This window comes from bacterium (assembly GCA_037128595.1).
Taxonomy (GTDB): Bacteria; Verrucomicrobiota; Kiritimatiellia; order CAIKKV01; family CAITUY01; genus JAABPW01.
Genome location: JBAXWB010000031.1, coordinates 1 through 24,764, shown reverse-complemented (window position 1 = coordinate 24,764; position 24,764 = coordinate 1). Strand labels below are relative to the sequence as shown.

General features: G+C 57.0%; 27 protein-coding genes and 1 tRNA gene. 13 read left to right on the top strand and 15 right to left on the bottom strand.

Translation table 11 applies throughout. The features are described 5' to 3' along the window. Positions 1 to 3: 3 nt before the first annotated feature. The 5 genes from WCS52_16305 to WCS52_16285 all read right to left on the bottom strand — a co-directional run bounded on the left by WCS52_16305 (position 4) and on the right by WCS52_16285 (position 5,804). Entirely contained in the window at positions 4 to 1,413 is a 1,410-nt protein-coding gene (locus WCS52_16305) for a KamA family radical SAM protein (GenBank protein ID MEI6168744.1), read from the bottom strand. A 64-nt stretch (positions 1,414 to 1,477) separates the two neighbouring features. Then, positions 1,478 to 2,119: a TetR/AcrR family transcriptional regulator gene (locus WCS52_16300; GenBank protein ID MEI6168743.1), complete on the bottom strand. Its 642-nt coding sequence runs from the start codon at positions 2,117 to 2,119 to the stop codon at positions 1,478 to 1,480. A gap of 162 nt (positions 2,120 to 2,281) precedes the next feature. Further along, positions 2,282 to 2,809: a GrpB family protein gene (locus WCS52_16295; protein ID MEI6168742.1), complete on the bottom strand. Its 528-nt coding sequence runs from the start codon at positions 2,807 to 2,809 to the stop codon at positions 2,282 to 2,284. 9 nt (positions 2,810 to 2,818) lie between these two features. Continuing rightward, positions 2,819 to 3,775: a UDP-glucuronic acid decarboxylase family protein gene (locus tag WCS52_16290; protein ID MEI6168741.1), complete on the bottom strand. Its 957-nt coding sequence runs from the start codon at positions 3,773 to 3,775 to the stop codon at positions 2,819 to 2,821. Positions 3,776 to 3,794: 19 nt separating this feature from the next. Beyond that, complete coding sequence (locus WCS52_16285) at positions 3,795 to 5,804, bottom strand: response regulator (GenBank protein ID MEI6168740.1); 2,010 nt, start codon at positions 5,802 to 5,804, stop codon at positions 3,795 to 3,797. A 123-nt stretch (positions 5,805 to 5,927) separates the two neighbouring features. Between WCS52_16285 and thiS the strand changes: the two genes are divergently transcribed. Genes thiS through thiE form a run of 4 tightly spaced genes read left to right on the top strand, consistent with a single transcriptional unit; the run spans position 5,928 to position 8,719 of the window. Beyond that, entirely contained in the window at positions 5,928 to 6,128 is a 201-nt protein-coding gene (thiS, locus tag WCS52_16280) for a sulfur carrier protein ThiS (GenBank protein MEI6168739.1), read from the top strand. 7 nt (positions 6,129 to 6,135) lie between these two features. Then, a complete protein-coding gene (locus WCS52_16275; GenBank protein MEI6168738.1) occupies positions 6,136 to 6,924 on the top strand; it encodes a thiazole synthase in 789 nt (262 codons plus the stop codon). Further along, positions 6,924 to 8,051: a 2-iminoacetate synthase ThiH gene (gene thiH, locus WCS52_16270; protein MEI6168737.1), complete on the top strand. Its 1,128-nt coding sequence runs from the start codon at positions 6,924 to 6,926 to the stop codon at positions 8,049 to 8,051. The genes WCS52_16275 and thiH overlap by 1 nt, the downstream gene beginning before the upstream one ends. Further along, a complete protein-coding gene (gene thiE, locus WCS52_16265; protein MEI6168736.1) occupies positions 8,048 to 8,719 on the top strand; it encodes a thiamine phosphate synthase in 672 nt (223 codons plus the stop codon). The genes thiH and thiE overlap by 4 nt, the downstream gene beginning before the upstream one ends. A gap of 18 nt (positions 8,720 to 8,737) precedes the next feature. On the opposite strand, the gene WCS52_16260 is transcribed toward thiE, so the two are convergent. The 3 genes from WCS52_16260 to WCS52_16250 form a co-directional block, all read right to left on the bottom strand. Beyond that, the gene (locus tag WCS52_16260; GenBank protein ID MEI6168735.1) at positions 8,738 to 10,333 is read right to left on the bottom strand and encodes an NAD(P)/FAD-dependent oxidoreductase; all 1,596 of its coding nucleotides are present in this window, start codon (positions 10,331 to 10,333) and stop codon (positions 8,738 to 8,740) included. Between the two features lie 133 nt (positions 10,334 to 10,466). Further along, positions 10,467 to 10,745 (bottom strand): hypothetical protein, encoded by a 279-nt coding sequence (locus tag WCS52_16255; GenBank protein MEI6168734.1) that lies wholly within the window; start codon positions 10,743 to 10,745, stop codon positions 10,467 to 10,469. 3 nt (positions 10,746 to 10,748) lie between these two features. Continuing rightward, positions 10,749 to 11,054 carry a hypothetical protein gene (locus WCS52_16250; GenBank protein MEI6168733.1) on the bottom strand — a complete coding sequence of 102 codons (306 nt, stop codon included), beginning with the start codon at positions 11,052 to 11,054 and terminating at the stop codon, positions 10,749 to 10,751. 154 nt (positions 11,055 to 11,208) lie between these two features. Here WCS52_16250 and WCS52_16245 point away from each other — a divergent pair, with 154 nt between their 5' ends. From WCS52_16245 to WCS52_16220, 6 genes are all read left to right on the top strand, one after another. Continuing rightward, positions 11,209 to 11,613, top strand: a complete 405-nt coding sequence (locus WCS52_16245; GenBank protein ID MEI6168732.1) for a biopolymer transporter ExbD — start codon at positions 11,209 to 11,211, stop codon at positions 11,611 to 11,613. Positions 11,614 to 11,714: 101 nt separating this feature from the next. After that, on the top strand, positions 11,715 to 13,496 hold the full coding sequence (gene thrS, locus WCS52_16240; protein ID MEI6168731.1) for a threonine--tRNA ligase: 1,782 nt from the start codon (positions 11,715 to 11,717) through the stop codon (positions 13,494 to 13,496). Between the two features lie 3 nt (positions 13,497 to 13,499). Next, positions 13,500 to 14,141, top strand: a complete 642-nt coding sequence (gene infC / locus WCS52_16235; protein MEI6168730.1) for a translation initiation factor IF-3 — start codon at positions 13,500 to 13,502, stop codon at positions 14,139 to 14,141. Between the two features lie 120 nt (positions 14,142 to 14,261). Further along, positions 14,262 to 14,471, top strand: a complete 210-nt coding sequence (rpmI, locus tag WCS52_16230; protein ID MEI6168729.1) for a 50S ribosomal protein L35 — start codon at positions 14,262 to 14,264, stop codon at positions 14,469 to 14,471. A 21-nt stretch (positions 14,472 to 14,492) separates the two neighbouring features. After that, on the top strand, positions 14,493 to 14,864 hold the full coding sequence (gene rplT / locus WCS52_16225) for a 50S ribosomal protein L20 (GenBank protein ID MEI6168728.1): 372 nt from the start codon (positions 14,493 to 14,495) through the stop codon (positions 14,862 to 14,864). 148 nt (positions 14,865 to 15,012) lie between these two features. After that, complete coding sequence (locus WCS52_16220) at positions 15,013 to 15,633, top strand: hypothetical protein (GenBank protein ID MEI6168727.1); 621 nt, start codon at positions 15,013 to 15,015, stop codon at positions 15,631 to 15,633. A gap of 64 nt (positions 15,634 to 15,697) precedes the next feature. On the opposite strand, the gene WCS52_16215 is transcribed toward WCS52_16220, so the two are convergent. Continuing rightward, positions 15,698 to 15,774: transfer RNA gene (locus WCS52_16215), tRNA-Val, on the bottom strand. A gap of 87 nt (positions 15,775 to 15,861) precedes the next feature. On the opposite strand from WCS52_16215, the gene WCS52_16210 reads away from it, so the two are divergent. Further along, positions 15,862 to 16,272 carry a phosphoribosyl-AMP cyclohydrolase gene (locus WCS52_16210; GenBank protein ID MEI6168726.1) on the top strand — a complete coding sequence of 137 codons (411 nt, stop codon included), beginning with the start codon at positions 15,862 to 15,864 and terminating at the stop codon, positions 16,270 to 16,272. A 75-nt stretch (positions 16,273 to 16,347) separates the two neighbouring features. On the opposite strand, the gene WCS52_16205 is transcribed toward WCS52_16210, so the two are convergent. From WCS52_16205 to WCS52_16185, 5 genes are all read right to left on the bottom strand, one after another. Beyond that, positions 16,348 to 17,715 carry a hypothetical protein gene (locus tag WCS52_16205; GenBank protein MEI6168725.1) on the bottom strand — a complete coding sequence of 456 codons (1,368 nt, stop codon included), beginning with the start codon at positions 17,713 to 17,715 and terminating at the stop codon, positions 16,348 to 16,350. Continuing rightward, the gene (locus WCS52_16200; protein MEI6168724.1) at positions 17,715 to 18,581 is read right to left on the bottom strand and encodes an ABC transporter ATP-binding protein; all 867 of its coding nucleotides are present in this window, start codon (positions 18,579 to 18,581) and stop codon (positions 17,715 to 17,717) included. Before WCS52_16200 ends, WCS52_16205 begins: the two co-directional genes overlap by 1 nt. A 31-nt stretch (positions 18,582 to 18,612) precedes the next feature. After that, on the bottom strand, positions 18,613 to 19,575 hold the full coding sequence (locus WCS52_16195; GenBank protein ID MEI6168723.1) for a hypothetical protein: 963 nt from the start codon (positions 19,573 to 19,575) through the stop codon (positions 18,613 to 18,615). A gap of 73 nt (positions 19,576 to 19,648) precedes the next feature. After that, entirely contained in the window at positions 19,649 to 19,870 is a 222-nt protein-coding gene (locus WCS52_16190) for a NifU family protein (GenBank protein ID MEI6168722.1), read from the bottom strand. An 11-nt stretch (positions 19,871 to 19,881) separates the two neighbouring features. Then, entirely contained in the window at positions 19,882 to 20,307 is a 426-nt protein-coding gene (locus WCS52_16185) for an Rrf2 family transcriptional regulator (GenBank protein ID MEI6168721.1), read from the bottom strand. Positions 20,308 to 20,461: 154 nt separating this feature from the next. Between WCS52_16185 and WCS52_16180 the strand changes: the two genes are divergently transcribed. Next, positions 20,462 to 20,902, top strand: a complete 441-nt coding sequence (locus WCS52_16180; GenBank protein MEI6168720.1) for a type II secretion system protein — start codon at positions 20,462 to 20,464, stop codon at positions 20,900 to 20,902. A 6-nt stretch (positions 20,903 to 20,908) separates the two neighbouring features. Here the strand turns inward: WCS52_16180 and WCS52_16175 are convergent, their stop codons facing one another. Next, on the bottom strand, positions 20,909 to 21,169 hold the full coding sequence (locus WCS52_16175; GenBank protein MEI6168719.1) for a TIGR03905 family TSCPD domain-containing protein: 261 nt from the start codon (positions 21,167 to 21,169) through the stop codon (positions 20,909 to 20,911). Between the two features lie 507 nt (positions 21,170 to 21,676). On the opposite strand from WCS52_16175, the gene WCS52_16170 reads away from it, so the two are divergent. Next, positions 21,677 to 24,139 carry a DUF4962 domain-containing protein gene (locus tag WCS52_16170; protein ID MEI6168718.1) on the top strand — a complete coding sequence of 821 codons (2,463 nt, stop codon included), beginning with the start codon at positions 21,677 to 21,679 and terminating at the stop codon, positions 24,137 to 24,139. Positions 24,140 to 24,764 lie beyond the last annotated feature (625 nt).

Genomic DNA, 24,764 nt, shown 5'->3' with positions numbered 1-24,764 from the left:
GGGTTACCCTCCGCCTTCCGCCATGAGCGATTCCAGCAGGATCCGGAACTCCGGATGTTCCTGTCCCGCATCCGGTTTCTGATACTTGCGGGCCGCCCGGCGTTTGTTTCGGTTGGAGCCGGCGGGGGTGATCACCGAGGTATGGCCTGCGGCCACTTCCCAGACGCCGTGGCTTCCGCTGCGCGCCCCGGCCGGAGACGGTGTACGGGCCATGGGTTCCATGGGCTCGGGATAATTCACGATCATCCCCTCGAAGTTGCGCAACACGGTGTGGGTCGGGCTGGACGAGATGATATAATTAGGCAATACGGGAATCTTGCCGCCGCCGTGCGGGGCATCCACCACATACGCCGGGATGGCCAGACCGCTCAAGCGGCCGCGGAGATATTCCATGATCTCAATCCCCTTGCTGATCGGCGTACGGAAATGTTCCACCCCCCGTACCAGATCGCACTGGAATAAGTAGTAGGGCCGTACGCGGATTTTGACGAGCCCGCGCAGGAGTTCTTCCATTACCTGCGGGGTGTCGTTGATGCCCCGCAACAGCACGGTTTGATTCCCGAGTGGAATCCCGGCATTGACCAGCTTCGCGCAGGCGGCCGTGGATTCCGGGGTGATCTCGTTCGGATGATTGAAATGGGTGTTCACCCATACCGGGTGGTATTTCGCCAGCATCTGGGTCAGTTCCGAATTGATCCGCTGGGGTAGCACCACCGGCACGCGGGTGCCGATGCGGATGATGTCCACACTGGGAACCGAACGCACCGCCGCCAGAATCCGTTCCAGCAGGGAGGTGGCCATGGTCAGCGGGTCCCCGCCGGAGATGACCACATCCTTGATTTCCGGATGGGCGCGGAGATAGCCGGTGATGGCGTTGAGCTGGGCGAGATCAATACAGGATTCCTGATAGCCGGCCACGCGCTTCCGGGTGCAGTGGCGGCAATACATCGAGCACATGGTCGTCGCCATGAGGAGCGCCCGGTCGCGATAGCGGTGAATCAGGCCCGGCACGGGCATATCTTCCTCTTCCTCCAGGGGATCGGCATGCAGGAAATCGGGGGCAAACAATTCCTGACCCTGCGGCACACTCATCTGGAAGACGGGATCAGACAGGTCCGTCGTTTTGATGAGGGAGGCATAATAAGGGGTGATGGCCATCGGATATTTTTCGCATACCCGGGCGATGCCCTTATTGGTCTTGAGCGACGGGAAAAATTCAGTCAAATCATTGAACGTCCGGATACGGTTCCGAACCTGCCAGCGCCAATCATTCCATTTCGGATGCTGTAGGGGGTTGAGAGTGGAGGCGGTCAGGGGCGCGGCAGAGCTTGTACTTGCAGGCTCGTCACTACTACTAAGCGGAGGCTCTTCTTTAACGGATACAGATTCTTGCGTCATATTATTGCTATTCATTTAAAAAAATCCTTCATTCAAAAAACAGTTTCAATTCCGGAAAAACTACACCTCGACGGCCGATCTACACGGCGCACCTCAGTCGTTGCGACGTGCCGACCAGCCACGACTGTCGTGCCAGTTCAAGGGTGTTGATCACGTCATGTTTGCTGCTTAAAATGGACATGCCTACGGTAATGTTGCCGCAAATCAGGGCGCTGATGGTCACGGCCATGCGCCGGGCTTCACCGGCGTCAGGAGGAACCGGAAGGACCGGCGTGACGCGCCGTTCCAATTCGGCAATGTAGCGGGCGAACGGGGGTTGAAGCCCCGGCAGGGCGGATGAGCGGGTGGCGACCATCGTTTGCCCTTGTAAAAAAACGAAAAACAGGTCTGAGCGCTCGGCCAGGAAGGTAACATGCGCATTGAAAAGCTGGGTAATCCGGTCTTCATAGGAGAGCGCAGGAGCATCCGCAGGCGGCAGTCGCCCGATCAGGTCATCGGCCGCCAGATCAAGAAGGGTCCGGAGAATATCCAGTTTGTCCATGAAATGGCGATAAAAGGTGCCTTTACCCACATCAGCACTTTCGGTGATATCTTCAATTGCGCAACCTTCAATCCCTTTGGTATTGAAGATATAGAGGGCAGCGTCCAGCAATCGGTTCCGGGTTTTGGTGGCCCTTCGCGATGCTCTGCCCTCAGTTCTAGGGTCTGGTTCGTCGTCCATTTTTAATCGCCAGTCGGTCAAGTATGACTGCCCAGTCGCTTTTATCGTTTCAGTTGCGTCAATTGTTGCTAATTTCAGAAAAGAGCCACAATAGCTTGTGGTTTCTTTTTTGCTCGTGTTGAGAGGCAACTTAGTCGCTACTGACCATACCGTCAACAAACTTTAATGTTTTTTTTGCCTTTTCAACGCTTTGGCGAGGATTTGCGTGACCAGAGGGGTTTTGGCCTGAGTATAGGCGTCACGGTTATGGCTGTATTTTTTTGCCAGAGCCTGTTTGAGGGCATTGTATTTTTCCGCTTCTTCAGGGTGGGTGCGCAGAAAATCCCTGAAAACAATCCAGTTCATCCAGTGTTCGCTGCCTTTGGCTACGAGATGCAGATGATGCGTCACGGGGGTCCCACGTGTGAAAAAATGTCGGCCGGGAAGTCCATATTCCCCTTTGTAGTTATAGCCGGCGTCTTCAAGTCTTTTGATCCAGCGCGAGAGGTGATGCAGGCTGGGAATCATCATCGCCAGATCAATGATCGGCTTGGCATCCAGTCCGTGAATGGCGGTGCTGCCGATATGCTCGAGTTGATAACCGGCTCCTGCGGTATAACGGATCAGGCGCCGGGCTTCAGCCCGATAGCGTTTTTGCCAGAGGGTGGTGTAATGGCTCAGTTTAACTGTGCCAGGTTTGAGGCCAATCATGTTCTTGCCTCAACTGCGACTCAGCAGATCTCTGAAATAGGTGATCGTCCGGGTCAGTCCCTCATCTAGTGCGATGGTGGGTTGCCAGTTGAGCACGTTCTTGGCCAAGGTGATATCCGGCTGCCGCTGCTTGGGATCATCGGCGGGCAGGGGCATGAAGTTGAGCTTGGATTTAGAACCTGAGAACGCGATGACCTTTTCAGCCAATTCCAGCATGGTGAATTCGCCGGGATTACCCAGGTTGATCGGACCGGTCACGTCATCCGACGAGTTCATGAGGCTCATCAGGCCGCTGACCAGATCATTCACAAAGCAGAACGAGCGGGTCTGTCGTCCATCCCCGTAAATGGTGATGGGATCATTGCGCAGGGCCTGTACGATAAAGTTGGAGACGACCCGTCCGTCATGGGGATGCATGCGGGGTCCGTAGGTGTTGAAAATTCGCGCCACTTTGATACGCACCTTGTTCTGGCGGTGATAGTCAAAGAACAGGGTTTCCGCGCAACGCTTACCTTCGTCATAACAGGAACGGATTCCAATGGGATTGACATGGCCCCAGTAGTCCTCTCGTTGCGGGTGGACATGGGGGTCGCCATAGACTTCGCTGGTGGAGGCCTGCAGGATTTTGGCCCGCACGCGCTTGGCGAGTCCGAGCATATTGATGGCCCCATGCACGCTGGTCTTGGTGGTTTGCACGGGATCATATTGATAATGAACGGGCGAGGCAGGGCAGGCCATGTTGTAAATTTCATCTACCTCAACATAGAGCGGAAAGGTGACGTCATGTCGCATCAATTCGAAATAAGGATTGGTCAGGAGATGCGCAATATTGGCCTTTGAGCCGGTGAAATAATTATCAACACAAATCACTTCGTGTCCCTGCGCCAGAAGCGTTTCGCACAGATGGGATCCTACAAACCCGGCGCCGCCGGTGACTAGAATGCGTTTGGATGTCAGTGTTTTCATGGCCGGCAATATACAGGCTTTACACGGAGAGAGCCAGAATTCTTTGAATTTCAAGTTCCAGCAGGCGGGGATCGGTGGGAGTACGCCCTTTTGCGTTTTTGGGGAGGGCCGGAATCAGGCGATGCAATTCCTCAAGCAGCGTGACCGGCTTGAAGGGGCGCGAGATGGCGCCCAGCAGGGGGCGGTCGGAAGCGGGGAGCGGGTCCGTTGGCACAGGAGTGGCCAGGATAATTTTGGTGTGTTTCAACCACTCCATGTAACCGACTTGTTTTAAGAACTCGGTCAGGCTGATGTGGGGCATCAGGGGGTTCAGGATCAGATATTCAGGATGTGAGGTTTTGAGCCGCTGCAGGGTGTCCGCCGCCCCCTTGGCCAGCAGAATCTGGCAGGTTCCCAATTGGTGGAGGGTGGTCCCTGCCAGCAATAACTGGGGGAATTCGTGATCGGCAATCATGATCGTGATCGCCGGACTGGAATTGACGGAACTGTTGTGGCTGATGACCCGCCTGATCTGGCTGAGAAATTCCGGCATGGTGGGCGGCTTGAGGAAATAATCATTCGCCCCCAGTTTCATGACGCGCTCAATGCTGCTCTGCCGGCTGATCATCATCATGGTACCCAGGTTACTGGTATTGGCCTGCGCGTTCAGCTGTTGCAGCAACTTGAAGCCGCTTTCCCCGGGAAGTTCGTCATCCAGAATGAGCAGGCTGAACGGGGTTTGCGTGGTGCGCTGAAAGACGCTTTCGGTGTCGGGGAAAATTTCCACACGAAACGTTTCCCGCTCGAGAATCTGCTTGATCACCTTGGCCATGCCTGGATTCGTCAGGCAGAGTGCCACGGGTTCTTCGCGGTGGGAGATAGGGGCGGCGTCCGACACAATCTGCTGACCGCCCGAAGGGGCGTCGCTATCACTGTAGGCCATGAACAGGTGGCTTTCGGCCCGGAGGGCGGCATCTTCAATCGAGGTGCGGGAGTCATTAATGGTAATGCCCGCGCAGGCGGTGATGGGGAGAATGCTCCCCGTTTCGGTGGTGAGGGTCAGGCCTGAAAGGTTCGGCAGTAATTTTTCAATGGCCTTCGTCGCCCCGAAATGATCCTCCCCGGTCAGGAGAATGGCGAATTCCGATGCCCCCCAGCGTGCGACGACATCGGTGGCCCGGAGCGCGGAAGACAGGATGGCTCCCATTTTCCTGATGAGTTCGTCGCAGGCAAAGGAGGAACAGTGGGTACTCTTGGCGGAAAACTGGTGGATCCCGACCAGGACAAAAGCGAGTGGGTCATTAACCTGAATTGACCGTTGAAGCTGACGGAAAATTTCATGACAGGCGGCGCGGTTGGGGAGGCCGGTGACCTGATCGCGCCGCGCCTGCAACCCTTTCATGTGGCTCCGTTTGAGTCGCAGTGTCAGGTAATTGGCGACATCCTCAAGGGCGGTGCTCTTTGAGAAGATACTGTCTGCACCCGTTACAGCAAACGGCGTATGGCCGTGGGCTTCGGAAGGGCTCGGCGTGATGGCGATTACCGGCAGGGCCGCAGTCGCCGGATGCGTGCGTAAGTCGGCGATGAACGACCGGCCGTCCAGATCGGCCAGAACGATGTCGACAATACAGAAGGCGACCGGGGAACCCGCGAGGAGTTCCCGCGCCACGCGCGGAGAGTCTGCCACGAGTGCCTCAAGGTTCTGGGCCTTCAAGGATTCCTGCAGACGGGCGGTATAATTTTTGTCGGATGACACAATCAGGATGATGCCGGGATGGCTGGGGGCGAGTTCAATGGCCCGTTGGAGTTCCGCAATCAGCTCCTGTAGTTTGGCGACAAAATCACGGGAGGAGGCTTGTTCCGTCGTCCGGGCGGCGGCAAGCAGGGAATCCATGCCGCGAAATTCGCTGGAGGCACGTAAGAGGGTCACCAACCGGCGCGCTTCATTTTCAGATTCAGCGGAAGGCTGGGCCTCCAGCTTAGCCAGTGACTGGGTCAGGCTTTCCAGTCGAAAGGCCAGATTGACAGGCGATTGAAAACCTTTGCTCATAGTGGATATACTTTATCTCTTTTAGGCTGGCGGCGTCAAGAGGGCTTCGCAGGGCATCTCTGGAGTGACCTCTGGAGTGGCTGGCTTGACAGAGAGAAGGGGTCGGGTATGATTATTTATTCTATGACTATTATAGTGAATGGACAAACGCATGAACATAAGGGGGGGGGCACGTTGGATTCCCTCCTGCAGGAGCTGGGAGCCAATCCAGCGGCGGTGGCGCTCATGCTGAACGAACAGATGATCCCTAGAGCTGAACGCGCCAGCATTGTAATCAACACCGGGGATCGTGTCGAAATACTCTCATTTATGGGCGGGGGCTGATGGCGTGATGAATAGCGACAAAACATTCAAGTTGGGTGGGCAGGCGTTTGAGTCCCGATTGCTGGTAGGCACGGGAAAATTCTCATCTGTTGAGGTGATGCTGGCCGCGATCAAGGCGTCGGGCGCGCAATTGGTGACGGTGGCGTTGCGCCGGTTTAACCGGGAACGTCCGTCGGATGACTTGTTGGGGCCCCTCATCAAACTGGGCGTGACGTTGGTTCCCAATACCTCCGGAGCCCGTAATGCCTCGGAAGCGGTGCGGGCGGCCATGCTGGGTCGTGAACTCTCCAGGAGCCGGTTTGTGAAAGTGGAAATTCATCCCAACCCGCATCATCTGATGCCGGATCCGATCGAGACCTATGAGGCCTGCCGACAACTGGCCAAAGAGGGATTTATCGTGTTGCCCTATATGCCGGCTGATCCCGTGCTGGCCAAGCGTCTGGAGGATGTGGGATGTGCGGCGGTGATGCCGCTGGGTTCGGCCATTGGGTCAGGCCATGGCTTATCCACTGCGGAAATGGTCAAGTTGATTATCGCGGATAGCGGGATCCCGGTCATTGTGGATGCCGGCATCCGGTCTCCTTCCGAAGCGGCGACGTCCATGGAGATGGGCTGCAGTGCGGTGCTCGTCAATAGCGCGATTGCCGCCGCGGGTGATCCTGTGGCCATGGCGTCCGCTTTTGCCATGGCGGTCAAGGCGGGTACGCTGGCCCGGCAGGCCGGCCTCATGGCTCAGAGCGGACAGGCCGTAGCCACCAGTCCCCTGACGTCGTTCCTGTCCGGGGATCAGGTGTGATGCAGGGGCTTCCGGCAGAGTTGGATCCGTCCGCCTGGTTGTCCCTTGCCCATGCGGCCTCCGAATTGGATGTGCGGCGGGCACTGGCCGCCTCGTCCCCGACGGAAGCGGATTTTGCCGCGCTGGTGTCTCCCGCCGCCGGGGGACTGTTGGAAGAGCTCGCGCAGCGGGCGAAGCGGTTGACGGAAAGTCATTTTGGACGGACCATCTCCCTCTATGCCCCCCTTTACCTCTCCGATTACTGCCCCGGTGGCTGTGCCTATTGCGGGTTTGCCGCCGACCGCACCCAGCCGCGGAGCCGGTTGACTCCCGCCCAGATGCTGAATGAATTCGCGGCACTTAAGGCGATGGGCTTTGAGGAGGTGCTGTTGCTCACCGGGGAGCGTTCCCCCAAGGCCGATTTCGCCTATCTGCGTGACGCCGTGGCGGCAGCGGCCAACCATTTTTCAGCCGTCACCGTTGAAGCGTTCCCCATGACCACTGCCGAGTATCGCGGCCTGGCCGAGGTCGGCTGTGTCGGCGTGACGCTGTATCAGGAAACCTATGAACCGGTTCAATATGAGGCCCTGCACCGCTGGGGCCCCAAGCGTGATTATCCCAACCGGCTGGACGCGCCCGCCCGGGTGTTGGCGGCGGGAATCCGTCAGGTTGGCCTGGGCGCGCTCCTGGGGATCAGCGACCCTATGTTTGATACACTGGCCCTGTTCCGCCATGCCCGCGCCTTGCGCCGGAAATACTGGCAATCCGGGGTGACGATTTCCTTTCCGCGGGTGTGTCCCCAGGAGGGGGGCTATCAGCCCCCATTCCCGGTGGATGAGCGGCTTCTGGCCCGGATCATTTTCGCTTTCAGAATTTGCATGCCGGATGTGCCCTTGAATATGTCCACCCGCGAAAGCGCCAGATTCCGAGACGGAATTGCCGGGGTCGGGGTTTCCAAAATGAGTATTGCCAGCCGGACCACCGTGGGCGGCTATGGGGATCCTGCCTCGTCGCCCGACGGTCAGTTTCAAGTGAATGACAACCGCGATGTAGAGACGTTCTTTACTGCGTTGCGGGCCAAAGGACTGGAACCGGTGTTCAAGAATTGGGACCGGATCTATTCCGGAATCGAAACACGGAAATTATGAGTGGATTGCATGCAGAGCGGATGGAACGGTTCCGGGCGGCGGGGCTTTACCTGGTTACCTCGCAGGCGTTGTCGGCGGGGCGGAGCACCGGCGAGATTGTGAGCGCGGCCCTGGCCGGCGGGGTGAAACTGATTCAACTCAGGGAAAAGGAGATGCCGTTGCGCGAGTATCTGAAGCTGGCGGAACAGGTCAGGGTCATGACGGCATCTGCCGGCTGCCTCCTGATGATCAATGACCGCGTGGATGTGGCGCTGGCCGTCGGAGCGGATGGCGTTCATCTGGGGCAGGATGATTTCCCCATTCCTGCGGCCCGGCGTCTGGCCCCTGAGTTGATCATCGGGGCTTCGACTCATACCGTCGAGGAGGCGCTGCTGGCCCAGAACGAAGGGGCGTCCTATATCAATATCGGGCCGATTTATCCCACGGGCACCAAGGTCTGGGAGGGCGAGTATCTTGGTCTGGAAGGGCTTCGCACTATTGCCGCCGTGGCGCGGGTGCCGTTTACGGTAATGGGGGGAATTAAGCAGAGTCATTTCCCCGGCCTCATCCAGGCGGGGGCCCGCATCATCGCTCTGGTTACTGCCGTGACCGCCGCCCCGGATCCGGAAGCCGCCACGCGGGCGTTGATGAGGGAAGTTGCGAGTTCAAAGTTGAAAGTTGAAAGTTAAGAGTTCTTCTCTGAACTTTCAACTTTCAACTATCTTTTCTCCCGCCCGCATTCCATCCAGGGCTGAGCTGACGATGCCGCCGGCATAGCCCGCCCCTTCGCCTGCGGGATACAAGCCCGGGGTATTGATGGATTCCCCCTCGGGATTCCGTGTGATCCAGAGCGGACTTGAACTGCGGGTCTCGGGGGCATACAGCAGCACTTCATCCAGTCTGCTCCCGTTCAGCTCCTTGAGCATGGGGGGAATGGCCGAGGTCAACGTGCGGGTGACAAAGTCGGGGAGGATTTTACGGAACTCAACTGGGACCGAGCGGGGACAGGATCGCTGATCGGGCAGTGTCTTCGGGGCTTTGCCAGCCAGAAAATCAACGAGCCGGGTGGCGGGGACGAGATACTGGCCGCCGGCGGCCGTAAAGGCCGCCTCTTCGAGTTTCTGTTGGAAGACCAGCCCCGCTAGCGCCGGGATTTCATGCGCGGCATAATCGGCCGGCCCGACGGGAACGAGAAAGGCGGCATTCCCCATGGCCAATGAGCGCTTGGAATAGCTCATGCCATTGGTGGTCAACCGGCCGGGTTCCGAAGCGCAACTGATCACCTTGCCGCCCGGACACATGCAAAAACTGTAACAGGCCCGGAGTCCGTGTTCCTCGCGCCGGGTCAGCCGGAAGCTGGCGGCACCGAGTAACGGGCTCCCCGCAAAACGTCCGTACTGGGCCTTGTCAATCGTGGCTTGTGGCAATTCCAACCGGATCCCGACGGCAAACGGCTTGGGTGAAAGCGCCACCCCCGCCCGGGCCAGCACGGCATACACATCCCGGGCACTATGACCGACCGCCAATACACAGACCTCACAAGGCGTGGCCTGCCCATTGATGATCACCCCGTGAAGGCGCCCATTCTCGAGAATCACGTTGTCCAACCGCGCCCCGAAGCGGACCTCGCCGCCTGCGTCAATAATGCGCTGGCGTATCCGGGGCACAATCTCCAGCAGGAGGTCGCTTCCCACATGGGGTTCAGCGTCAATCAGCACGGAGTCGCTGGCGCCGCAGGCGTGGAGCAGTTCCATGAACTCCCGGATCCGGCCCCGTTCCTTGCTGCGGGCGGTGAGTTTCCCGTCCGAAAACAGTCCGGCCCCGCCTTCGCCGTAGAGAGCATTACTTTCCGGGTCCAAGGTCCCGTCATTCCAGAAACGTGCCACCCTGGCGCCGCGGGCGGTGGCCTCCTCCCCGCGTTCAATCAAAAGCGGGCGGGCTCCGGCCATCGCCAGCGTGTACGCCGCCATCAGGCCGGCTGGGCCGGCCCCCACGACAATGGGGCGGGGGGTACCAGAGGGTCGGGGGTGCGGGGGAAGGCGGACGGGCGGGGTGAGAGGGGTGAGGATCTCAATGCTGGGAAGATGCGCCTCTTTGGGGAGCGCCGCCAGACTGAGGTCAACGGCTACCGAGAGGACGAACACCGGTTCCGGGTTGCGCGGCCGGGCATCCAGTGAGCGGCGGAGAATCTGGAGATGGGAGAGATCAGAGGGGGAGCACCCTATTTTCCGGCTGACACGTTGCAGGATGACGTCGTCCTCATAGATGAGGGGAACCGACACTTGTTGAATTTGAATTCTCATCAGAATCCGGAACTACCTAAAGACCCCAGCCTTACAGCCAGGGTCCGGCAGGCACCTTTAAGGAGAGGAGCACTCTCCGTCCCGCCAGGATCATATTACTGTTTTCCGCCTCAGCAGGCGAGCCAAATGACGCTTATTTATTGATCGCGATTTTGTAACGGGTGACGATCTTTTGAGCGTCCTTGTCCTGTTTGGAAAGATCAAGCAGGTCCGACATCATGGCTTTCAGTTTCACCTCGGTCTGCGTGGCTTGAGTCAGTTGGAGCTCCTGCTGGATGCTGATGCGCAGGCCGGAGGAGTGCTGTTTCAGGGCGATGATCAGGTTCCATGAAAACAGGGTGATGACCCCGAGGGCGATCAATACCACTGGAAGAAAGGCGCTATAGGATTTGACGGCAGGTTGAGTGGTCATGGATTATTTCTCCTCCTCTTTCGCAGGCGTTGGTTTCGGCGCGGAAACGGCCGGGATGTTGTAGCCGTATTTGGCAAGCAAGCTGCGCATTTTTTCATTGCCGGCCGCCGTGGCCGCCATGTCCTGCAGGATATTGTTGGCGACCTGCTGGGTCTGTTCGCCCAGCACGCTGTTGTTCAGTTGCTGCTGGCGGGCCTGAATGGTGTTCTGCAGGGTGATATTGCTCTGTGAGGTGAAAATAATCACCGCGCTTAGAGCGACGCAAGCCGCTCCCAGAATCACGCATGTCGTATACTGCCATTGTTTCATGATAATCCCCATAGGTTGGTTTGATTGACTGCTGAATTTGCACGAAACAGGCCCCTTATGCAATATCCATTAACAGGCGGATTATTTTGTAATGAACTCCTGATTTTGCGTAATAAGGGGAAAGAGATCCAATCATGGATAGAGGGAGGTTCTCATGGCCAGGCAACGCAGACTCAATGGGTTTCAGGCAGGCGAGCTTAATCTCACGGCGATGATTGACGTGGCGTTTCAATTATTGGCCTTTTTTATCCTCACCGCCCACCCCGTCGACGTAATGGCGAATCTGAATGTATACCGTCCCATGGCCGAGGAGGGGGGGCAAGGAATCTCAGCGATCCGGGTCACCGTGTTCCCTGGCGGGTATACGGTCAATGGGGCCGCCATGTCGCTGACGACCCTCTCCGAAAAACTGGGACGGCTGTCCCGCATCGATAAGTCGCAAACCATTCTCATCCAATGCACTAGCGAATCTCAGCATGGCCAACTGGTGGGCTTCCTGGATGTGTGCGCCCGACTCGGTTTGACGAATCTTTCAGTGGTCAGTTCCGGCGGGAGCTGAAACATACCGGTTCAGGATGGCGTTCGACGTCCCTCTTCTGTTTTATAACAGTTGACACCAGGGCTTTGATTTCTGTTATATAGACAGGTTGTTAATCAATTTTGGAAGAGGTAATACACTTGGATTTAGAAACTCTGCGCCATAGTACGGCGCATGTCATGGCCGCTGCCATTTGCCGGCTGTATGAGAACGTCCAGTTGGACATCGGACCAGCTATCGACAGCGGGTTCTATTACGATTTCGATCTCTCGAAACGTCTTACTCCTGAGGATTTTCCTGCCATCGAGGCCGAAATGGCCCGGATCGTGGCTGCCAATCTTCCGTTTGAACGGATGGAAATGGATCGCGCCCAGGCGGAGGCCGCGTTGAAGGCCAAGGGCCAGCGTTATAAGCTGGAGCGGCTGAATGACATTCCGGCAGGGGAGACCATCAGCTTCTACCGGTGTGGTGATTTCCTCGACTTGTGCCGCGGCCCTCATCTGGCCAGTACAGGCGAACTGAAGGCGTTCAAACTCCTGTCCGTGGCCGGATCCTATTTCCGCGGGATCGAGACCAATCCGATGCTCCAGCGCGTCTACGGGATGGTGGCCTTGTCCCAGGCGGATCTCGATGCGCAGATGCTTCAACAGGAAGAGGCGCTGAAGCGGGATCACCGGAAATTAGGTAAAGAGCTGGATCTCTTCAGTATCCAGGAGGATGTCGGACCGGGGTTGGTCCATTGGCATCCCAAAGGCGCCCGTGTCCGCTCGATCATTGAGGACTATTGGCGCCAGGAGCATTTCAAGGGCGGTTACGAGTTGCTCTATACCCCGCATATCGGGCGGGCCGGCCTGTGGGAGACCTCGGGCCATCTGGGCTTCTACGCGGAGAATATGTATGCGCCCATGAAGGTGGATGACGTGTCCTATTACGCCAAGCCCATGAATTGCCCGTTCCATATCCAGATCTACAAGAGTCATAAACGCTCCTATCGCGACCTGCCGTTGCGTTGGGCGGAGATGGGAACGGTCTACCGCTACGAGAAGACGGGCGTGTTGCACGGCCTGTTGCGGGTGCGGGGCTTTACCCAGGACGATGCCCATATTTTCTGCACCCCGGATCAGATCGTGGATGAAATCAAGCGGACGGTGGCTTTTGCCCTCCAGATCTGGCGTTCATTCGGGTTCACCGAAATCACCGCGTACCTGGCGACCAAGCCTGCCAAGGCCGTGGGCGAACCCGCCCGCTGGGAGCAGGCCACCGAATCCCTCAAACAGGCCCTCGAAGCGGAACACATTCCCTTCGTCCTCGATGAGGGGGGCGGCGCCTTTTACGGGCCCAAGATCGACTTGAAGGTCAAGGATGCCATCGGCCGGGAATGGCAGATGAGCACCATCCAGTTTGACTTTAATCTGCCGGAGCGCTTTGAACTGGCCTATCACGGCGATGACGGGAAAGAGCATCGCCCCTACATGGTGCACCGGGCACTCCTGGGTAGTCTGGAACGGTTCTTCGGGGTGTTGATTGAGCACTATGCCGGGGCGTTTCCGTTATGGCTGGCACCGGAACAGGTCCGGGTGCTGCCCATCAATGATAAGGTGCTTCCGGCGGCGGAGGCCTTGGCGGCGACCCTGAACCAGGAGTTATTCCGGGTGGCGGTCGACCGGAGCTCCGACAAACTGGGCGCGAAGATCCGTAACGCCCAGATGGATAAGATTCCCTATATGTTGATCTTGGGTGCCCGTGAGGCGGAGGCCGGCCTGGTCTCGGTCCGGAGCCGGACGGCCGGGGACCTGGGTACGATGAAAGTTGAAGAGTTGGTTGGCATGCTGCGCGAGGAAGTGGTGAGCAAAGCCGTTGGTTGTAAACGAGGGGCCCCAGAAAGCCCCGTAACAAGGAGGTAGGAAATTCGTCCACAAGCTATCAGAGTAAATCACCGGATTCGGTGTCCGCAGGTCAGGTTGCTTGACTCGCAGGGGAATATGCTCGGTGTGGTCACCGTCAGTGAGGCCATGTCCATGGCCGTTCGTGCCGGGCTTGACCTGGTTGAGGTGTCGCCCAATGCTGAGCCGCCCGTCTGTCGCATCATGGACTTCGGGAAGTTCAAGTATGAGCAGGCCCGCAAGGAGCGGGATGCCCGCAAGCATCAGCATGCCGCCGAAATGAAGGAAGTTAAATTCCATGCGAATGTGGCGGATCATGATTTTGAGACGAAGGTGAATCACATTCACGGATTCCTCGAAAAGGGGATGAAGGTGAAGTGTTCCCTGTACTTCCGTGGCCGTGAGAATGCGCACCGTGAACTCGGGTTCGAGGTGATCAACCGCGTGATGAAGAGCTGCGAAGAGGTGGCTCAGCCGGATATGCCTCCGAAATTGATCGGCAGCAGTATCGTGATGGTGCTGGGACCGCGGTCGGGAAAACCGGTTACGCCCGGGGCAGCACGCCCGGCGGGACTGGGAACGGGATTGCCTATTCCATCAGCGGTGTCCGGCGTTTCGACGCCCGTGTCACCCGTGATGGCGCCAAGGCCGATTCCTCCGCGTTAAGGTTATTTTTTGAAAAAGCTTTACGGGGCAAGGTCTCTCAGGTAGAGTCCCCCCCTTGTTTTTCCGGATGGCGGACCATTCGTGCCAATACGTGGCGTCGACCCCGGAATGAGGAGTATCATGGCTAAGAAAAAAGCGAAGAAGATTAAGAAAAAAACGAAGAAGATGGTGACGAAGCGAATCAAAGTGACGGCCACAGGGAAGTTGATTTATCAGCGTCCTGGCAGCGGTCATCTTCTGAGCAGCAAGTCGAGGAAACGTAAACGGAACATGCGCGGTGGTAAAGTCGTTCATGATACCGATCACAAGCGTATTGCGGAAATGATCTGAACGAATTGAAAGGACGAGACTATGCCAAGAGCAACCAATGCACCGGCGTCGCGTAAGCGCCGGAAAGTAAGATTAAAAGCCGCCAGCGGGTTCCGCGGGTCACGCAGCAAATTATTCCGTCAGGCCACCGAGGCCGTTGATCGCGCGATGCGGTTGGCCTATGTGCATCGCAAGAATGTCAAGAACGACTATCGTCGGCTCTGGACGTTGCGCGTGTCCGCCGCCTGCCGTGAGCAGGGGCTGGCCTACAGCCGATTGATCGAGGGCCTGAAAGCGGCCGGCATCGACTTGAATCGCAAGATGATGGCCGAGATTGCCTTCAACGATCCCGATGGGTTCATCCAGATCGTGCTGTTGGCGAAAAAGGGCCTGGCCAAGAAGGCGACGGCTTGATTCAGGTAAATACGTAGTATGGACCTGTTGTGGCCGCTCGAAAGGGCGGCCTTTTTTTTGGAATACTTGACCCCGGTTCCTTGTTGGGGCAGTATGCGGGGCAGTGGCGGCGGTGAAAGAGAACGCATGGTTTAAGGAGAAGCGTAGCATGAGAACAAAGACGTTGGCTTTGGGATGGGTTGTGGCGGGATTGTTCCTGGGATCAGTCGGACTTGCCTCGGCCCAGATGGTCGGGTTGCCGGTGATGGATACGGCGACACCGCGTGATCAGGGGAATCTGGAACTGTTGCCCGGCGTCGTGGTCGGTCAGGATATGAACTTTTACGGTGCCCGGACCACCCTGTCGGTGTTGGATGAATTCCGGATATTCGTGGATGTGGGACAGGTTGATATCCGGGAGGGGGATGCCAATTTCGCCGTTCAGGGCGGGATGCTCTACACCTTGATGTCGAACGATTTCATTGATCTCGGTGTCCGGGGTGCCGGCTATTCGGCAAATACCGATTTGTTGGGACTGACCGGTTGCAACGGGATGGTCGTGTTCAGTGATGAGACGGTCTTGACGCATCTTTTCTGCCATGGCGGAATCGGTTTGGATTATGTTCATAAATCCATTGAAACCCGATGGGGTGCCAGCTCGAAACAGAATGAGATCAATCCGGCCTTGTCGCTGGGCTTGTCTTACCAGTTCAATGAAAATTTCACCCTCTTCACGGAAGCCAACTATGTTGATGGCCTGTACGCGGGGATTGGCCTGAGTATCCGGTAAGGGGACGAAAAGGGATTCGGTCGAAGACCATCCGTAGTTCAAGCCGGAGGCGCGGAACGAAGGATGGTGGGCGTTACAGGACTTGAACCTGTGACCTCTTGCATGTGAGGCAAGCGCTCTAACCAACTGAGCTAAACACCCGAAATGAGATGCGGATAATGCCGTGCCCGGCATCTGGTGTCAAGCAGAGGTTCAAGATAATTTAAATTTAAAATTTAAGGAGAATAAATGAAAGCATTAGAAGAAGGTCTCGCGTTAACCTTGGACTTCAGCAAGATCGCCAAAGTCGCCAAAGTGTGCCCGGATGTGATTCCGGTTGCGCTCCAGAATGCGGATACCCGCGAGGTCATCCTGGTGGCCTATACCAACGAAATCGCGATGAAGCAGACGCTCGCTACCCGCACGGTGGTGCTGTGGAGTACATCGCGTAATGAATTGTGGGAAAAAGGCAAGACCTCCGGTGAAACCTTTGACCTCGTGGAGGCCTTTGTGAATTGCGAGCAGAACTCGCTGGTCTATACGGTTCGGCCGCGCCGGGGTGGCATCTGCCATACCAAAAATGCCAAGGCCCAGCCCCGGAATTGTTACTACCGCCGGATCAATCCAGAGACGTTGACGCTGGAAAATATCGATCAGTGATGGGGGTACCGGCGCCGACGGAGCGGCGCCCTCCATTTATTCCCTTAATGGAGGGTTTTGCTCTGTCAAAACCAACTACCCCAGCTCCCTGCGGTTGAACAGGGCAATGCCTATGAGGGCGGTGATGGCCGTGTAGAGGCCTGCCAGCCAGCCCAGGGCCAGAAGGGTCAGTTCCCCACTTACCACCCTGCCTGCCGCCAGCAGTGGCACCGGGTCGAGCCGGGTAACGGGATGGGTCACGGCATTGAACCCCCTGAATAGATGCAGGATCGCCTGGTCCAGCCAGGTGGGTGCCTCCGCAGGCCCCTCATGGGGCACATAGAAGACTCCCGAGGTGGCCACGGTATCAATATAGCCTGCTGAGGCCATCAGGATGATGACGAAAAAGGCCGCAAAGATGGCGACTGGCGTGGAGAGCAGGCACCCGGCGGCCAATCCTAATGCCGCCAGGAAGGCCAGTCGGCAGAGGATGACGAAAAGGCCACGCATCAGATTCATTTCAAAACTCCCGCAGGGGACCAGCAACTCCGGGTGCTGCGTTCGGTCGGCCAGAATAAGAGTCGCCTGACTGCCGGTGTCCAGCCGCTGGTAGGTAACGGATAAGTCATGGGTTCCCCAGGCCTCCTTGTTTTCCAGAACCAGCGTGGCGGGGAGACCGGGGTAATTGGTGACGGTAAAGGAACTCCGGTTTTCAGGGGCACTCCCCACTGTCCAGCGGGCGGCCACCGGCTTGCGCTCGGGCCGGGTGGAGTCAAAGCGATAGCTCAGAATCAGGTCCTGCGTCCGGTCCTGCAGGTCAGGTCGGGCAAACGCAAATTGGATGCTGCCGCCGGGCGGGACAATGAACCGCCGGATACCCATTTCTTCAATCAGTCTCTGCTCGAGCGCGCCACGGGGTATTCCCTCGGGGGCCTGCCCTGATTGAATCAGTTTCCGGGCAGCTTCTGCGGCCGCTGTCGACCAGTCAGGAGTGAGGGGCGTGAGGGCCTGGCGGGCCATGAGGAATTGCTGGGTGACCCCGCGTTTCACCTGGGGCGACTCCTGCGAGTGGGTGATCGTGTAGCGGATCATGGCGCTGATGATCAGTCCGGTGAGGAGGAGCAAGCCCGCATTCATGGCCATCATTCCCGCCCATTTCCCCAACCAGAGTTCATAGCGATGAAGCGGCTTGGTGATAACGAGGTAGAGGCGGCGATCCTGGATTTCCATGGAGAGGCCGCCACAGGCCGTCCAGAGCGTGGTGATGGAGAGCATGCCGGTGGTGAAGGCCAGCGTGTAGGTCAGGATGACTTGTATCTGGCCCGCCAGGGTATTGTCGCCGGCAATCAGGAGGGGAAGGCCCACCAGGCCGGCCACCAGCAGGGTGGCCAGTGAGAGCAGGAGTTTCGACCTGATGGCTTCCTGCAGGGTCAACCAGGCAATGGCTAGGGTCCGGGTGATCATCAGGCGGGGGGGCGGCGCGTAACGGTTTCTATAAACACGGATTCCAGTGTACGCCCCGTATGATCCACCAGCGGCCGCTGGCCGGTCTCCCGCTCAATGAAGTCTAGAATCGCCGACAGGGTTTCCCGGGACGGTGATTGCAACGAAAAGCGGAGGGTGTCAGGGGTGACCAACAGGTCTTTGACCGGGCCCTGGGTGCAGATCTCGCCATTCAGCAGGATGGCCACCCGGTCGCAGATATCCTGCATATCGGCCAGGTGATGGGAGCAGATCAGGATGCTTTTTCCCCTCCTGGCCAGACTTAGTAACAGATCCTTCACTTCGCGGCAGGCAATCGGATCCAACCCCGAAGTGGGTTCGTCCAGCAGGATCAGATCCGGATCATTCAGCAGGCATTGCGCCAGACCCACCCTGCGTGCCATCCCCTTGGAAAACTCGCCAATGGGCCGGTGTTGGGCGGCCGTGAGGCCCACCTGGGCGATCAACCCGGCTACACGGTCCTTTTGGATGCGACCAGAGAGCCCATAGAGGTTGGCGTAGAAGTTGAGGATTTCGACGGGGGTGAGGTATTTATACAGATAGGAGTCTTCGGGCATGAAGCCGATCCGGGCCTTCACGGCCACATCACGGGGGGATTTCCCCAGAACGGTGAGGTGACCCGCCGTGGGATGGAGCAACCCGAGAATCATCTTGATGGTGGTGCTTTTCCCGGATCCATTGGGCCCTAGAAGTCCGAAGATTTCGCCCTGCCTGATTTCAAGATCAATGCCCTTGACGGCCTGGACCTTGGGCCGATGCCAGAAGTCGCGGAAGACCTTGGTCAGGTTCCGTGCCTCAATCACCACTTCTTTCTTTTCGTCCATCATATTTCCTTCAAATCATTTTGTCGAAACACTCTCAAAACTGCCGGTCCCTGAATGCAGTATAGCCGAGGCAGAGCACGCCGCTTCCGTAAGCCGCGGTATAGACCGCCGCATGCCCGATCAGGGCCCCAGGAATGCGGCCGCCGTCGGCAAGTTGATCGGCCGGCCAGAAACTCTGAAGATCAGGCAGGATCATCTTAAGGAAAAAACCGGAAGGGGGGGCGGTGGCCAGCAGGCTGGCCAGATGGTCCGAAACCAGGCCCGTAAACAGCAGGAGGAGCAGGGTGGCGACGGTCGCGGGGGCGGCTAAACGGGTGGAAAGACTGATGGCGATGGCCGCCAGAAGCAGCAGGGCGAGTCCCTCCAGCAGGCAGGCGGGAATGATCCGCCACTCAATCATGCTGCCCAGGGCGACCCGGTGTCCCTCCCGGTCAATGGCCGACAGCACCAGCACCAGGGCGGTTAGCACCAGAGCGGAGAAGAATAGGGCGGTGGGCACAAAAGAACGCCGGGTCCGGAGGTTCAGCAGCGCGGCAGGAATGAAGGCGACAAACGGGGCCGCCAGCAGGAGCCTCAATCCGAGGCGGTCGAATTCAAAGTTTCTAGGAGTTAATCGCTCGGCCAGGACGGCGGCCGCACTTGAACAGAACACGAAAAAGGCCAGCAGCAGGGCAACTGCAGTGAATTTCGCCAGAAAGAACATCAGGCGGCCCACGGGTTTGCTGAAGACGATAAGGATGGTGCCGGACCGGCACTCGTTGTGCAGGGTAGACGAGGCGGCATAGCCGGCCAGAATCAGTCCAATGACGAATTCAAAGGCCAGCGCACTGTCCACCGCCAGATGTGTTTGCTGCCCAAGCTGGTGAGACACGCACAGGGGAACCAGCACCGTGAGCGCGATATGGGTCAGGATGAGAAGGAAGGTGGCCGGTTGCCGGAATAATTCCGTCAACGCCAGCCCTGCAAGCGCGGTGAATGGCTTGAGTCGTGAGATCATGGCAGGGCGTATCAAGAGCCCACTAAGCCGGCATGCAGGACACTGAGCCGGATAGTGGGCGATAGAAAAGCGGTTAGCGAACCTGCTCGACGACAATCTTTTCGTCGACCTTTTCGCGCAACGCGCGCTCAATTCCATGTTTAATGGTCATGGTCGCGTGCGGGCAACAGCCGCAGGCGCCCTGTAATTTCAGTTTCACATCGGTACCCACAATGCTGATGACTTCCATATCCCCGCCGTCAGCCTGCAGAAACCCTCTCAACTCTTCCAATGTCGCTCTAATTTTCGCTTCCACGGATGCTCCTTTTATTTTTGCTTCAAATTCAACATTTTCTGGTCGCGTATCAATTCCCCCAGCGTGAGCCGGGTCAGGTGCTGGTCCAGAATAACCTGGACTTTCTGAAGTGCCTGATGGGTGGCGCAGATACAGGCGCGTGTACATGAGGCCGGATCAATGAGGCATTCATTCAATGCCCTGGGGGTGTCTGTGGCATTAAATATGTCACGAAGGGTGATCGTCTCGGGATCCCGGGCCAGCTGAATGCCGCCACCCACACCCCGTTGGGCCTTGATGATGCCAGCCTTGGTCAGGCTTTGCGCGATTTTCAAGGTGAACTGACGCGGAACCTCGATGGTTTCCGCGAGTTCTTCACTCGTCAACCGGTCATTGGGCCGGCATCCCAGAGTGAGAAGAATTCTTAAACCGTAATCCATTTTGCGAGTTACAAACATAACACCTCTTTATTGTTCCGCATTTTGATCCACAATCAGGGGTTGTGTCAAGGATTCGTTGGATGTGCCGGCCGTGGCGGAACTCGTGTTAAGCCTTGTATTGGATTTTAAATATGATGTAATCGCGTTGAACTACAGAAAGGGGTTGAAGCACATGAAAAATCAGCGTCTGGTTCCATACCCTCGTTCCCTGGGGTTTACGCTTGTAGAGATCATGATCGTGGTGGCGATTATTGGCATGCTGGCCGCCCTTGCCATCCCCAGTTTTCAAAAAGCCCGGATCAATTCGCAGAACTCCGCGTTCATGAACGACCTGCGGATTATCGATGGGGCCATCAATCAATATATTGTCGAAAACAAGACTTATCCGGCGGATGTGAATGAGAAAATTATTCCACCGGAAATCGCCCCTTACCTCAAGCACATGGATTGGACCCAGCCGACGCCGATCGGAGGCTACTGGGACTACGATTACAATTGGGGTATGACTTGCGGGATCGGGGTATACGGGGCATCAAGAACGGATGAAGAGATGGCAAAACTCGGGAACTTCATTAAATACGGTGGCGAATACATTCAAGTCATTGTGCCGTAGAGCGTATTAGGCGTCCGATTCTCCCGTGATCGTTTCTAATGCCCGGGCCAGTTGATCGGCGCAGGATGTTCCGCGTTCATCGCAATCAATCCCCTTAAGTTTGGAGCGCACGTCTTCAATCCGCATGCCTTCAACGAGCTTGGCCAAGGCTTGAAGATTGCCTGAACAACCGCCTTCAAACTGGACGTGCTTCAAAATCCCATTTTCAATTTCGAAATGGATTTCTGTGGGGCAGACCCCTTCAGGGATATAGAGGTGTTTTTTCATGGAGTGAAGGATAAACTGAGAGTGTCATGGCGGTCAATGCGTAGGGTTAGTCAATGCGATGTTCGCTGCTCAAGCTTGTGAATAAGGCTTGAGCAATGTTTTTGATGATCCATTGGTGCCTTCCGGAACTCTATGGAGGGCGCTGCTCTGTCAGCGCCGGAATCGGTGTCAGGTCCATTTCAGGTGCAGGTGACCTATTGGCCCTTAGAGCTCTACTCCTCCTTGTGTTTCAGCGGCGGACTATCCATCCGCTGTCGTGCAAGAAGGATGTTACCGCTGTGTCAAGGTGAAGCAAAGTCAGGGCCACTAGCGTTGCTGCCTGCTCCTTTACCGGCCAATAAGGCAGGTCGCCTTATTGGCCGGTAAAGGAGCATGGACTCCTGTGGAGCCGCCCACGGGGCTGGATGCTCCAAGGAACCCGTGGGGATGGGGTGTCCCCAGGATTGACAAGGCATCGAGGAGGAGGAGAATCCCTTTAGAAAGTGAAATGGTGATAAGTGAGGACGCATGAGAATCAATCAGATGCAGATGTTGTGTTTAGCAATGGCCATCGGGCTGTCGTTGGAGTCACGTGGCCAGGAGCGTGCGTCGGGATGGATGCCTTCTCCTGAAATGCGTCTCCCCGTTTTTGTGGAGGTATTCGGTTCTGTGGTCAGGACGGTGGCGAAGTTCGACTTTACAGATGGTCCTCAAGGGTGGCTTCCCCGTCATCCGGATGTAAAAATCTCTTGTATCCACGGGGATGCGGGAGACGGCGGAATCCTCCGTCTCATGGGAAACGATCCCTCGCATTGGAATTTCGCTGTGTCCCCATCTATTGTGGTGGAACCTGGGCACAAGTACCGCGCTTCCATGAGGTTCCGGATTGAGTCGAGCCCGAAGGGAAGCCGTCCGATCTATTTCAAGGTTGAGCTGGTGAATGATGACAAATCCAGCATGCAGGTAAACAGTCCGCCTACATTGCCCGATAAGACCGGGCAGTGGCTTGGCACGAGCGTTGAATTCGTGGTGCCACCAAACTGCCATGGGGTCTGGGCCGCCATCGAGAAGGGATCGGAGTCACCGGCCTCGATAGACCTGTCCATTGCGGGGTTTACGGTCGAGGAGATCCGGGAGTTTACAGGCGAAGCCGCATTGACCGGTGGTCAACTCTGTGGTCCCATAACCGCATCCCTGGCGCATGTCCATCCCCGGCTCTACATGAATGCACAGTTTCTCCGTGAACGGGGACAACAGATTAATTCTGATCCCCGGTGGGCCTGGGCGCGGCGTACACTGTTTAGAATTGCCGATGCCGGCCTCAGGAAAGGGCCGCCGGATTATTCCCGGCAAGTGAAGGAGGATCTTGACTTATCCGGGGACGGCTCCGAGGAACAATTGTGGCAACGTAATGTCGGCAATATGATTCCTCACCTAGCGCTGGCCTATCTCCTGAGTCATGACCAACGATATCTGGATGCGGCCAATCAGTGGATTCTGGCGTCGCTGTCGTATAAGACGTGGGGGTTGGCTGGCTGTGATGGGCTGGACTTGGCCGCCGGCCACCAATTGGCTGGCATCGGACTGGCATATGACTGGCTCTACGCCGATTTGACGCCCGCGACCCGTGCCATCATTCGCCAGGGACTACAACAGCGTGCTGGCGTGATGGCTCGGGCTGTACTCGCCAGACAAACTCATTGGCAGGGAAGCTATATGCAGAATCATCTCTGGGTCAATTGTGCTGGTTTGGCGACAGCGGGCTTTGCCCTTTGCGATGAAGTTGACGAGGCTAGGGGTTGGATACGAATTGCTCACGAGAAGTTCCTGGAGTCGCTCACGCAGGTCGGCGTGGATGGAGCCAGCCAGGAAGGGTATGGGTACTGGGAGTATGGCACCGAGGCGATGATGCGATATATGGAACTGGCGCATGATCTTTTGGGCATAAACCTGTACGAGAGTCGGGGTGTTGCTCATCCCGGGTTGGAGTTAGCCCCCCTCTCTGCCCTGTATTTGGCCTTGCCCCGTGGGACTTGGACTGAGCGGCAGAGCCTCATCGATATCGGGGATTGCCCCCGAACTCACTGGTATGGGCCGAGTCATATCCTGCATAATCTTGCCCGGCGTTATCCCTTTTCTTCTCAGGCGGGTTTGGCCCAATGGCTTGCCCGTCAAACCGAGGAAGGAGATGTCGATGCGGTCTGGAGCAGTCACTACCTGAACCTGCTATGGAGTGATCCGGCCCTGCCGCAGAAGGCTCCTGGAACATGGCCCACTCTGTACCATTTCAGCGACTTGGATATCGTCTCGGATCGGAGTGACTGGACGGATTCGGCAAGTATGCTGGTGATCAAGTGTGGCCCGCCGCTCGGGCATCGGCAGGAACAGGCCCCCTATGACTATGGCGCAGGGCATGTTCATCCGGATGCGGGGCACTTTGTGTTTCTGAGCCGCGGCCAATTCCTGTTGCGGGATGAAGGTTACTCCCACATGAAACTCACTTCGGATCACAATACCGTGCTGGTCGACGGCAGGGGACAGAAAGGAGAAGGCCGGATGTGGTTCGACTTTGCTCCATGGCTGACGGACCGGCGCTCGCCACGCATTCTGTCAGTACGCTCGGAAAATAACGTGGATATTGTTGAGTGCGATGTGGCGCCGGCTTATCCACAGGATTGTGGCTTGACGAAGTTTGTGAGGACGTTTCGCTTCTGCAAGCCTCACCGGCTGGAGATTGTCGATGACCTTGAGGCGGATAGACCGGTAATGTTTGAGGCGAGGTTCCATTTGGAGCATCCGGCTCACAAGGTGTCTGGTACAGAATACCGTTTGGACGGGGGAGGCGTTTCCGCGAGGATGTGTTTTGAACCCGTTAAGGGTAAGGACTATGTTGTCACATCGGAAAATGGGGGACGGGTTCTATCTTTGGCAAACAGGGAGAAACAGCAGCACGCGCAATGGCGCACCATCATCGAACTCGTTGACGACTGACGCCGGGCGGATACGTCCTCAACTGATGGTGGACCATGATGATGGCCGTCGCCCCAACTCCGATGGTTTTCACGAAGACTTCTATCGCATGAACCAAGATGGTGTCTGCGATACCGATAGGGATCATGCCGCCCTCGATTAGGCTGTTATCAGACCCGTAATCGGCCTTTCAGATTTGGTCCTGACCACTGCCCCTGCGGATTGCTTGTGCCTGCCCCGTTACCCCAAGTTGTGTTCAAATCATAGGTTGACGATGCAGTTACTGCGGTGGCCCACAATAGAAGAACCAACATCCATCCTGTTCTACCCGTCAATAATCGCGAGATCTTGGAAAATAATCTTTTTTGAAAATGAGTCAATCCTGCTGAGTTCATAGTGATTCTTCCCTTTCCAGCCTGAAACTCTACTGCCTGCCATTGGCGCTGTCCATATGGTTCTTAGGGAATGAGCCACTGAGGAAGTCACACCTTGGCCGCATGGCACTTTTGCTCCCCACGAACCTTGCAGGCACCTTCCCATGTGTGGAAAGGTGCATGGACAACTGTCGAGCCGCCCACGGGGCTGGATGCTCCTTATAACACGTAGTGACAGATTCAAGTGTACATTTTGAGGGGCGGATGCGCAT

Bases quoted from the DNA above. Each gene is read 5' to 3' on its own strand.
- WCS52_16305 (MEI6168744.1), bottom strand. From the start codon at position 1,413: ATGAATAGCAATAATATGACGCAAGAATCTGTATCCGTTAAAGAAGAG.
- WCS52_16300 (MEI6168743.1), bottom strand. From the start codon at position 2,119: ATGGACGACGAACCAGACCCTAGAACTGAGGGCAGAGCATCGCGAAGG.
- WCS52_16295 (MEI6168742.1), bottom strand. From the start codon at position 2,809: ATGATTGGCCTCAAACCTGGCACAGTTAAACTGAGCCATTACACCACC.
- WCS52_16290 (MEI6168741.1), bottom strand. From the start codon at position 3,775: ATGAAAACACTGACATCCAAACGCATTCTAGTCACCGGCGGCGCCGGG.
- WCS52_16285 (MEI6168740.1), bottom strand. From the start codon at position 5,804: ATGAGCAAAGGTTTTCAATCGCCTGTCAATCTGGCCTTTCGACTGGAA.
- thiS (MEI6168739.1), top strand. From the start codon at position 5,928: ATGACTATTATAGTGAATGGACAAACGCATGAACATAAGGGGGGGGGC.
- WCS52_16275 (MEI6168738.1), top strand. From the start codon at position 6,136: ATGAATAGCGACAAAACATTCAAGTTGGGTGGGCAGGCGTTTGAGTCC.
- thiH (MEI6168737.1), top strand. From the start codon at position 6,924: ATGCAGGGGCTTCCGGCAGAGTTGGATCCGTCCGCCTGGTTGTCCCTT.
- thiE (MEI6168736.1), top strand. From the start codon at position 8,048: ATGAGTGGATTGCATGCAGAGCGGATGGAACGGTTCCGGGCGGCGGGG.
- WCS52_16260 (MEI6168735.1), bottom strand. From the start codon at position 10,333: ATGAGAATTCAAATTCAACAAGTGTCGGTTCCCCTCATCTATGAGGAC.
- WCS52_16255 (MEI6168734.1), bottom strand. From the start codon at position 10,745: ATGACCACTCAACCTGCCGTCAAATCCTATAGCGCCTTTCTTCCAGTG.
- WCS52_16250 (MEI6168733.1), bottom strand. From the start codon at position 11,054: ATGAAACAATGGCAGTATACGACATGCGTGATTCTGGGAGCGGCTTGC.
- WCS52_16245 (MEI6168732.1), top strand. From the start codon at position 11,209: ATGGCCAGGCAACGCAGACTCAATGGGTTTCAGGCAGGCGAGCTTAAT.
- rpmI (MEI6168729.1), top strand. From the start codon at position 14,262: ATGGCTAAGAAAAAAGCGAAGAAGATTAAGAAAAAAACGAAGAAGATG.
- rplT (MEI6168728.1), top strand. From the start codon at position 14,493: ATGCCAAGAGCAACCAATGCACCGGCGTCGCGTAAGCGCCGGAAAGTA.
- WCS52_16220 (MEI6168727.1), top strand. From the start codon at position 15,013: ATGAGAACAAAGACGTTGGCTTTGGGATGGGTTGTGGCGGGATTGTTC.
- WCS52_16210 (MEI6168726.1), top strand. From the start codon at position 15,862: ATGAAAGCATTAGAAGAAGGTCTCGCGTTAACCTTGGACTTCAGCAAG.
- WCS52_16205 (MEI6168725.1), bottom strand. From the start codon at position 17,715: ATGATCACCCGGACCCTAGCCATTGCCTGGTTGACCCTGCAGGAAGCC.
- WCS52_16200 (MEI6168724.1), bottom strand. From the start codon at position 18,581: ATGATGGACGAAAAGAAAGAAGTGGTGATTGAGGCACGGAACCTGACC.
- WCS52_16195 (MEI6168723.1), bottom strand. From the start codon at position 19,575: ATGATCTCACGACTCAAGCCATTCACCGCGCTTGCAGGGCTGGCGTTG.
- WCS52_16185 (MEI6168721.1), bottom strand. From the start codon at position 20,307: ATGTTTGTAACTCGCAAAATGGATTACGGTTTAAGAATTCTTCTCACT.
- WCS52_16180 (MEI6168720.1), top strand. From the start codon at position 20,462: ATGAAAAATCAGCGTCTGGTTCCATACCCTCGTTCCCTGGGGTTTACG.
- WCS52_16175 (MEI6168719.1), bottom strand. From the start codon at position 21,169: ATGAAAAAACACCTCTATATCCCTGAAGGGGTCTGCCCCACAGAAATC.
- WCS52_16170 (MEI6168718.1), top strand. From the start codon at position 21,677: ATGAGAATCAATCAGATGCAGATGTTGTGTTTAGCAATGGCCATCGGG.